This is a genomic window from Streptomyces sp. NPDC058469, assembly GCF_042721125.1.
Classification (GTDB): Bacteria; Actinomycetota; Actinomycetes; order Streptomycetales; family Streptomycetaceae; genus Streptomyces.
Genome location: NZ_JBHXME010000279.1, coordinates 1 through 7,937, shown reverse-complemented (window position 1 = coordinate 7,937; position 7,937 = coordinate 1). Strand labels below are relative to the sequence as shown.

Sequence of the window (7,937 nt, the reverse complement as noted above, 5' to 3'; positions counted from 1 at the left end):
GCACCGAGCCCCTCGCCGAGGCCCCCCACCCACGGCTCGCCCACCGCTGCCCGACTCCTCGTAGAGCTCGTACGACTGGAAGTCCCCGTCTCCTCCGTCGGCCCGCACCGCCGGCTCGAAGACGCCTTCCTCACCCTGATCGGAGGTTCCGCATGAGCACGCTCGCCGAGCCCGTCGAGGTGGCCTCCGGCTACCGGGCCGGCCGCACCCTGCCCCTGAGGGTCGAGCTGGTCCGGCAGTTGAAGCGGCGCCGCACGCTGGTCATGGGCGGCATCCTCGCCGCGCTGCCCTTCGTCCTGGTCGCCGCCTTCGCGATCGGCGGCACCCCGGGCGACCGCGGCTCCCAGCTGACGCTGATGGACACGGCCACCTCGTCCGGCGCCAACTTCGCCGCGGTGAACCTGTTCGTGTCGGCGGGCTTCCTCCTGGTCGTCCCGGTCGCCCTGTTCTGCGGAGACACGGTCGCCTCCGAGGCCAGCTGGTCCTCCCTGCGCTATCTGCTCGCGGCACCCGTGCCGAGGGCCCGCCTCCTGTGGTCCAAGCTGGTCGTCGGCCTCGGCCTCAGCCTCGCCGCGATGATCCTGCTCCCGCTCGTCGCCCTCGCCGTCGGCACCGCCGCCTACGGCTGGGGTCCACTGGAGCTGCCCACCGGCGGCGCGATCGGCGCGGGCACGGCGGCCCAACGTCTGCTGGTCGTCGTGGCGTACATCTTCGTGTCCCAACTGGTCACCGCCGGGCTCGCGTTCTGGCTCTCGACGAAGACCGACGCACCCCTGGGCGCGGTCGGCGGCGCGGTCGGCCTGACCATCGTCGGCAACGTCCTGGACGCCGTCACGGCCCTCGGCCACTGGCGCGACTTCCTGCCCGCACACTGGCAGTTCGCCTGGGCGGACGCCGTACAGCCCCATCCGGAGTGGTCCGGCATGATCCAGGGCACGGCGGTCTCCGTGACGTACGCCATCGTGCTGTTCGCCCTGGCCTTCCGGGGTTTCGCCCGCAAGGACATCGTGTCGTAGGTCACCGGAGGGTCTCCCACCGGTCTCGACGGGCCATGATCGCGACCCCTTCGAGACTCTTCCGCAACTCCCCATAGCGCACATTCCCGCCCCCTTCGCCGTCACAGTCGCAGAAGCCGACGTCAACGGACCGAGGGGGCACGGGAGATGAAGACCCAGACCGACCGAACACGACCGGGGCAGGGATACGCACGCCACCGCACCCGGCGGTTGCGCGCCACCCTGCTCGCCCTCACCGCCGCGGGCGGCCTGCTCCTCACCGGCTGCGGCGAGGGCAGCGGCAGCAACTCCAGCAGCTCGGACGCGGCGAACCGGACCGGTTTCCCGGCACCGGCACCGGCCGTCACCTCCGGCGGCGGCGAACAGAACGGCGGACAGAGCGCAGACCAGGACGGCGAGCGGACAAGCAGCCCCGCCGACAAGATCGCCCCGTCCCCCGACTACCTCTCCACCTTCGCCCTCGACGTCGACACCGCCTCCTACGGCTACGCCCGCCGCGTCCTCGCCGACGGCCGGCTCCCGGACCCGTCGACGATCCGCCCCGAGGAGTTCGTCAACAGCTTCCGCCAGGACTACGAGCGCCCCGACGGCAACGGCTTCACGGTCACCGTCGACGGAGCGCGCACCGACACGTCCAACTGGTCCCTCGTCCGCGTCGGCCTGGCCTCCCGCACCGCCGACTCCACCGGCGAACGCCCGCCCGCCGCCCTGACGTTCGTCATCGACGTCTCCGGTTCGATGAGCGAGACGGGCCGCCTGGACCTCGCCAAGAAGTCCCTCGACGAGATGACGGACCGACTGCGCGACGACGACTCGGTCGCGCTCGTCACCTTCAGCGACGAGGCCGAGACGGTCCTCCCGATGACCCGCCTCGACGGCCACCGCGGCGAAGTCCACGACGCCATCGACGAGTTGGAGACCCAGTCCTCGACCAACCTCGGCGCGGGCGTCGAGACCGGCTACGCCACCGCCACCGAGGGCCTCCGCAAGGGCGCCACCAACCGCGTCGTCCTCATCTCCGACGGCCTCGCCAACACCGGGGACACCAGCGCCGATTCGATCCTCGAACGCATCGCGAACGAACGCCGCGACCACGGCATCACCCTCTTCGGCGTCGGCGTCGGCAGCGACTACGGCGACGCCCTGATGGAAAAACTCGCCGACAAGGGCGACGGCCACACCGCGTACGTCTCGAACGACGCCGACGCCCGCAAGGTCTTCGTCGACCAACTCCCGCAGAACATCGACCTCACCGCCCGCGACGCCAAGGCCCAGGTCGCCTTCGACCCCGAGACGGTCGCCCAGTTCCGCCTCATCGGCTACGAGGACCGCAAGGTCGCCGACGACGACTTCCGCGACGGCAACGTCGACGGCGGCGAGATCGGCCCCGGCCACACCGTGACCGCCCTCTACGCCGTCCGCACCAGGCCCGGCGCCGACGGCCACCTCGCCACGGCGAGCGTCCGCTGGCTGGACCCCGACACCCGCGCCCCGCACGAGGAATCGGGCCAACTGGAGACCGCCGCCCTGCACGGCTCCCTGGCCGACGCCTCATCCCGCTTCCAAGTCACCGCCGTGGCCGCCTACTTCGCCGACACCCTCCGCTCCGGCGAACTGCCCGGAAACCCCGGCCTCGCCGAACTCGCCACCCGCGCCCACGCGTTGGCGAAGAAAACGGAGGACAAGGACGTACGACAACTCGCCGAAGCGATCGACGAGGCACGCCGGACGAACTGAACCCACCGGAACCGCACAGGCCCCATTGACCTTCCCCTACTTGCGAGTAGGTTGACCTCCCAGTCACCGTCGACCGGGAGCCGTCATGGGCGTACGCAAGGACTTGAAGCGGGCGCGGCAGCGCACCGACCTGGCGGCCCGCACCCGGGTCGAACTCAGCCGGGACGAGCGGGGCGTCGTACGAGAAGCCGGCACGCTGCCGCTCGCCCCGCGCCCGACGACCGGCAGTACCGCCGACCTCCCGTTCACCAACGCGGCGGAGGCCCCCGAAACCGTGGTCCTCCGCCGCGAAGAGAACGGCACCTGGCATCCCGTCACCGCCGCCGCATTCGCCGACGAAGTCACCGTGACAGCAAAGGGGTTGATGGCCGCCGGCCTCGAACCGGGCGGCCGGGTCGCGGTCATGTCCCGCACCCGCTACGAGTGGACGGTCCTCGACTTCGCGATCTGGGCGGCGGGCGGCCAGACCGTGCCGATCTACGCGACCTCGTCCGCCGAGCAAGTGGAGTGGATCGTCAGGGACTCGGGCGCCCGCTTCGTCGTCACGGAGACCACCGAGAACACCGACACGGTCATGACGGGCACGGCCCGCCACCCCCAACTCCCGCGCATATGGCAGCTGGACGCGGGAGCCATGGCCGAACTCGCCACGCTGAGCCGGGACATCACCGACGAGGAGATCACCAAGCGCCGCGCCTCCCTCACCCCCGACACGATCGCGACGATCTGCTACACCTCCGGCACCACCGGCCGCCCCAAGGGCTGCGTCCTCACCCACGCGAACCTGCACGCCGAGGCCGCGAACATGGTCGAGCTGCTGCACCCCCTCTTCACGGAGGTCACCGGCCAGGTCGCCTCGACGCTCCTCTTCCTCCCGCTCGCGCACATCATGGGCCGCACCCTCCAGATCGCCTGCCTGATGGCCCGCATCGAGATCGGCCACTGCCCGAGCATCAAGCCCGACGAACTCCGCCCGGCACTGCGGGAGTTCAGGCCCACGTTCTTGGTCGGCGTGCCGTACCTCTTCGAGAAGATCCACGACGCCGGCCGCGCGACCGCCGAGAAGATGGGCCGCGCCGCCTCCTTCGACCGCGCCGACCGCATCGCGGTCCGCTTCGGCGAGGCGTACCTGAACAAGTTCCTCGGCACCGGCAAGGGCCCCGGCCCCGCCCTCTACGCCGCGTGGGCCCTCTACGACCTGCTGGTGTACCGCCGTATCCGCAAGGAACTCGGCGGCCGTCTGCGGTACGCGATCAGCGGCGGCTCCCCGCTCGACCGCGACCTCAACCTCTTCTTCTCCGCCGCCGGAATCATCGTCTACGAGGGCTACGGCCTCACCGAGACGACAGCCGCCGCCACCGTCGTCCCGCCGCTCAGGCCCCGCCCCGGCACGGTCGGCCTCCCGGTGCCCGGCACCACGATCCGCATCGCCGACGACGGCGAGGTGCTCATCAAGGGCGGGGTGGTCTTCGGCGCCTACTGGAACAACCCGGCGGCCACCGACGCCGTACTGAGGGATGACTGGTTCGCGACCGGGGACCTGGGCGCCCTCGACGAGGACGGCTATCTCACCATCACCGGCCGCAAGAAGGACATCCTCGTCACCAACGGTGGCAAGAACGTCTCCCCGGCCGTCCTGGAGGACCGTCTGCGCAGCCGCGCTCCGGTCGGCCAGTGCCTGGTCGTCGGCGACAACCGCCCCTTCGTCGCCGCCCTGATCACCCTCGACCCCGAGGCCCTCGCCCACTGGCTCGCGGTCCGCAGGCTCCCGGCCGACACCCCGCTCGCCGACCTCGTCGAGGACCCACGCCTGCGCGCCGACGTCCAGAAGGCCGTGGACCACGCCAACGAGGCCGTCTCCCGCGCCGAGTCGATCCGCGCCTTCGCCCTGATCGAGGGCGAGTTCACCGAGGACAACGGCCTGCTCACCCCGTCCCTGAAACTCAGACGCCACGTGGTGACGGCGGCCTACGCGGACGACATCGAAGCCCTCTACAAGAGGCCGAAGCCGCAGCAGTCGTAGACGAGGAAGTGGCTCTACGACACGGAAGAGCGGGCCGCCGATGTGCTCGGCGGCCCGCTCTCGTGGTGCGTGGTGCTGAGGTCAGCTGCCCACGGCGCCGTTGCCCGACAGGACCGGGATGTTGTCCAGGATGTGCGACAGCGGCTCGTCGCCCTTGGCCTGGGTGGAGTTCTCGGTGCACTGCTGGTTCTGCGGGGCCGAGAGGATCGGCACGTCCTGGAGGACGGTGACCGGCACCAGGCCGACGATCGAGGCCAGGTTGGCCTTGACGGGCAGGCCGACACAGGGCTTGTTCAGGGTGCCCTGGACCAGGGAGAGCTGGGGGCTCATGTCGCCCTTGGTCTCCTGGTTGCCGTACTTCTGCTCGGCACCGTTGCCGTTGGTGGTGGTGACACCGTCGTCGTTGCCGATCGCCATCGCCGGGGTGGCGATGGCAGCCGAGACACCGGCGATGGAGGCGGCAACAGCCGCGGTCGCCCACAGCTTCTTCATGTTCAAACCCTTTCGGAGGACGGACTCCCGTTGCGGAGCCGCGCGATGATCAACTGGGTGATGGCTGGTTTGGTTGCGGCCTTTGCCCTGAATGGAGCAATAAGTCGGCTCGCGTGCGGGCAAGTTGGCCTCCTCGCACGGGGACGCGGCGGGTGATCCGCGGCGGGTCGCTCGGCAGGGGCTGCTGTCCGCGGGGGACCAGCGGACGGTCCGCGCGCAGTTTCCCGAACTCCTCGGCCGCTGCCCGCGCGTCCCGGCGAAGGCAGGCCAGCGGGCCACCGAGAAGTCGGCGGCCCGCTGCGTACGTCCGCGAGATCAGCTGCCGGCGGAGCCGTTGCCCGACAGGACCGGGATGTTGTCCAGGATGTGCGACAGCGGCTCGTCGCCCTTGGCCTGGGTGGAGTTCTCGGTGCACTGCTGGTTCTGCGGCGCGGAGAGGATCGGCACGTCCTGGAGAACGGTGACCGGCACGAGGCCGACCAGCGAGGCCAGGTTCGCCTTGGCGGGCAGGCCGATGCAGGGCTTGTTCAGCGAGCCCTGGATGAGCGCCATCTGCGGGCTCATGTTGCCGTACGTGGCCTGGTTGCCGTAGACCTGCTCGGCGCCGTTGCCGTTCGTCGTGGTGACGCCGTTGTCGTTACCGATCGCCATCGCCGGGGCGGCGACGGCAGCCGAGGCTCCGACGACGGAAGCGGCGACAGCCGCAGCAGCCATAACCTTCTTGATCACTTGCGTGGTCCCTTCTGGAGTAACCCCGTCCACCGGAGCGACCTGAACAACTGGTGCCGGGCCGCATGGTTGCTCCGATTCACTCCAATGGCCCAGATGAATCCAACCGGGTGAAGCCACGCAACCAATCCGGCCGACCTCTGTTGATGGGGGAGCAGGAATTGTGTCTCTGCCAGGAAAGGACCGCAGAAATGCTCAAGAAGGCAATGGCTGCGACGGCTGTCGCGGCTTCCGTCGTCGGCGTCTCGGCGACGGCCGCCCCGCAGGCGCTGGCCATCGGAAACGACAACGGCGTCACCAGTGTTGACGGGAACGGTGCCGAGCAGGCCTTTGGCAACGCCAAGACGGCCGGTGACATGAGCCCCCAGCTCGGGCTCGCCCAGGGCGACCTGAACAAGCTCTGTGTCGGTCTGCCGGTCAAGGTCAACGCGGCCTCGATCGTGGGCGTGCTGGTGCCGGTCACCGTCCTCCAGGACGTGCCGATCCTCTCGGCCCCGCAGAACCAGCAGTGCACCGAGAACTCCACCCAGGCCAAGGGTGACGAGCCGCTGTCGCACCTCGCCGACAACATCCCGGTGCTGTCGGGCAACGGCGCCATCGGCAGCTGACCGACCGTACGCCTGAGAGTGACCCGGGCGGCCCGCCGGATTTTCCGTGCGGGTCGCCCGGACCGCTGAAAAAAGCTGTCTTCCCTTGAAGAGAAGCGTTTCTTCGTTGGTGCGGCCATTCTGTCAATTCGGTGCGGACGATCGAGTGAATTGTCAGGTGGCACGCGTTCTTCAGTTTCTTCCTGTGTCTATCCCTCGTTTTACAGGCTGCAGGTCATGGTGCGAGCCGTCCAAGCTGTGCTCGCTCGGTTTCGGCCGTCATAGGGCATGACCGCAGAGAAGGGAACGTTCATGAAGAAGAGCGCTGCTGTTGTCGCTGGTGCGATCATGGCTCTCGGTATGGCCGCCCCGGCCTTCGCCGACGCGGGTGCCGAGGGTGCCGCCATCGGTTCGCCGGGTGTCCTCTCGGGCAACGTGGTCCAGGTTCCCGTGCACATCCCCGTCAACGTGTGCGGCAACTCGATCGACGTGATCGGCCTGCTGAACCCGGCGTTCGGCAACACGTGCGTCAACGACTGACGACGTAACGCACCAGCCGTTCCGGCTGTGTCATGGCCGGCCTTGGACAGGTTTCCAAGGCCGGCTTTTCCCACTTCAAGCAGGAAGACAACGAGATTGCGACAGACCCTGGGTAAGGGAATGGTCGCGGCGGCCGCCGCGACGAGCATTCTGTCCCTGTGCGGCAGCCCCGCCCTGGCCGATTCGTACACCGGCGGCGCTGCCAAGGATTCGCCGGGCGTCCTGTCCGGCAACAGCCTCGAGGTCCCGGTCGACGCACCGGTCAACGCCTGTGGCGACACCGTCGACGTGGTGTCCGGGTTCAACCCGACGTTCGGCAACTCCTGCGCCGGCGGCAAGGACGAGCACCGGCACGGCGAGCACGGCGACCACCACCGGTGGACCGAGCCGTCGTACGGCGACTCCGACGACGACTCGGGTTACGGCTACGGAGACGAGTCGGGGTACGGCTCCGGGGGTGACTCGGGCTACGGCCACGGGGGCCACACGGGGTACGGCTCCGGAGGTGACTCGGGCTACGGCCACGGAGATCACACGGGCTACGGCCATGGGGACCACACGGGCTACGGCCACGGGGACCACACCGGTCACGGTCACGGGGACCACTCGGGCTATGGCACCCCGGACTGCGAGGAGACACCGCCGCCTCCGACGGGTGGACACCACACGCCGCCCCCTCCGCACACGCCGCCTCATCACACCCCGCCCCCCCCAGACACCCCGCCACCCCCCCCCCGTGGGCACCACACCCCCCCCCCCCGTAAGGCGCACCACCCCACAGACGCCAAAGGGGCCCCATCCAATAAAAAAAAA

General features: G+C 69.5%; 8 protein-coding genes. 6 read left to right on the top strand and 2 right to left on the bottom strand.

The window, feature by feature from the left end; genetic code table 11:
• Positions 1–152: 152 nt before the first annotated feature.
• The 3 genes from ACFWP5_RS50985 (at position 153) to ACFWP5_RS50975 (ending at position 4,776) form a co-directional block, all read left to right on the top strand.
• Entirely contained in the window at positions 153–1,016 is an 864-nt protein-coding gene (locus tag ACFWP5_RS50985; protein WP_384173803.1) for an ABC transporter permease, read from the top strand.
• Between the two features lie 147 nt (positions 1,017–1,163).
• Positions 1,164–2,753: a von Willebrand factor type A domain-containing protein gene (locus ACFWP5_RS50980; RefSeq protein ID WP_384173801.1), complete on the top strand. Its 1,590-nt coding sequence runs from the start codon at positions 1,164–1,166 to the stop codon at positions 2,751–2,753.
• 85 nt (positions 2,754–2,838) lie between these two features.
• Positions 2,839–4,776, top strand: coding sequence for an AMP-dependent synthetase/ligase (locus ACFWP5_RS50975; protein ID WP_384173798.1), 1,938 nt, complete (start codon positions 2,839–2,841; stop codon positions 4,774–4,776).
• Positions 4,777–4,857: 81 nt separating this feature from the next.
• Here the strand turns inward: ACFWP5_RS50975 and ACFWP5_RS50970 are convergent, their stop codons facing one another.
• Both ACFWP5_RS50970 and ACFWP5_RS50965 read right to left on the bottom strand, forming a co-directional pair.
• A complete protein-coding gene (locus ACFWP5_RS50970) occupies positions 4,858–5,268 on the bottom strand; it encodes a rodlin (RefSeq protein ID WP_384173795.1) in 411 nt (136 codons plus the stop codon).
• Between the two features lie 315 nt (positions 5,269–5,583).
• Complete coding sequence (locus ACFWP5_RS50965) at positions 5,584–5,997, bottom strand: rodlin (protein WP_384173792.1); 414 nt, start codon at positions 5,995–5,997, stop codon at positions 5,584–5,586.
• Between the two features lie 191 nt (positions 5,998–6,188).
• Here ACFWP5_RS50965 and ACFWP5_RS50960 point away from each other — a divergent pair, with 191 nt between their 5' ends.
• The 3 genes from ACFWP5_RS50960 to ACFWP5_RS50950 all read left to right on the top strand — a co-directional run.
• Positions 6,189–6,605 carry a rodlin gene (locus ACFWP5_RS50960; protein WP_384173789.1) on the top strand — a complete coding sequence of 139 codons (417 nt, stop codon included), beginning with the start codon at positions 6,189–6,191 and terminating at the stop codon, positions 6,603–6,605.
• 291 nt (positions 6,606–6,896) lie between these two features.
• Complete coding sequence (gene chpD / locus ACFWP5_RS50955) at positions 6,897–7,124, top strand: chaplin ChpD (protein ID WP_026178071.1); 228 nt, start codon at positions 6,897–6,899, stop codon at positions 7,122–7,124.
• A 96-nt stretch (positions 7,125–7,220) separates the two neighbouring features.
• The coding region (locus ACFWP5_RS50950; protein ID WP_384173785.1) for a chaplin at positions 7,221–7,937 on the top strand (717 nt) is incomplete at its 3' end.

Excerpts from the sequence above, each read along its gene's own strand:
- chpD (WP_026178071.1), top strand. The coding sequence starts at position 6,897 with ATGAAGAAGAGCGCTGCTGTTGTCGCTGGTGCGATCATGGCTCTCGGT.
- ACFWP5_RS50985 (WP_384173803.1), top strand. The coding sequence starts at position 153 with ATGAGCACGCTCGCCGAGCCCGTCGAGGTGGCCTCCGGCTACCGGGCC.
- ACFWP5_RS50960 (WP_384173789.1), top strand. The coding sequence starts at position 6,189 with ATGCTCAAGAAGGCAATGGCTGCGACGGCTGTCGCGGCTTCCGTCGTC.
- ACFWP5_RS50975 (WP_384173798.1), top strand. The coding sequence starts at position 2,839 with ATGGGCGTACGCAAGGACTTGAAGCGGGCGCGGCAGCGCACCGACCTG.
- ACFWP5_RS50970 (WP_384173795.1), bottom strand. The coding sequence starts at position 5,268 with ATGAAGAAGCTGTGGGCGACCGCGGCTGTTGCCGCCTCCATCGCCGGT.
- ACFWP5_RS50980 (WP_384173801.1), top strand. The coding sequence starts at position 1,164 with ATGAAGACCCAGACCGACCGAACACGACCGGGGCAGGGATACGCACGC.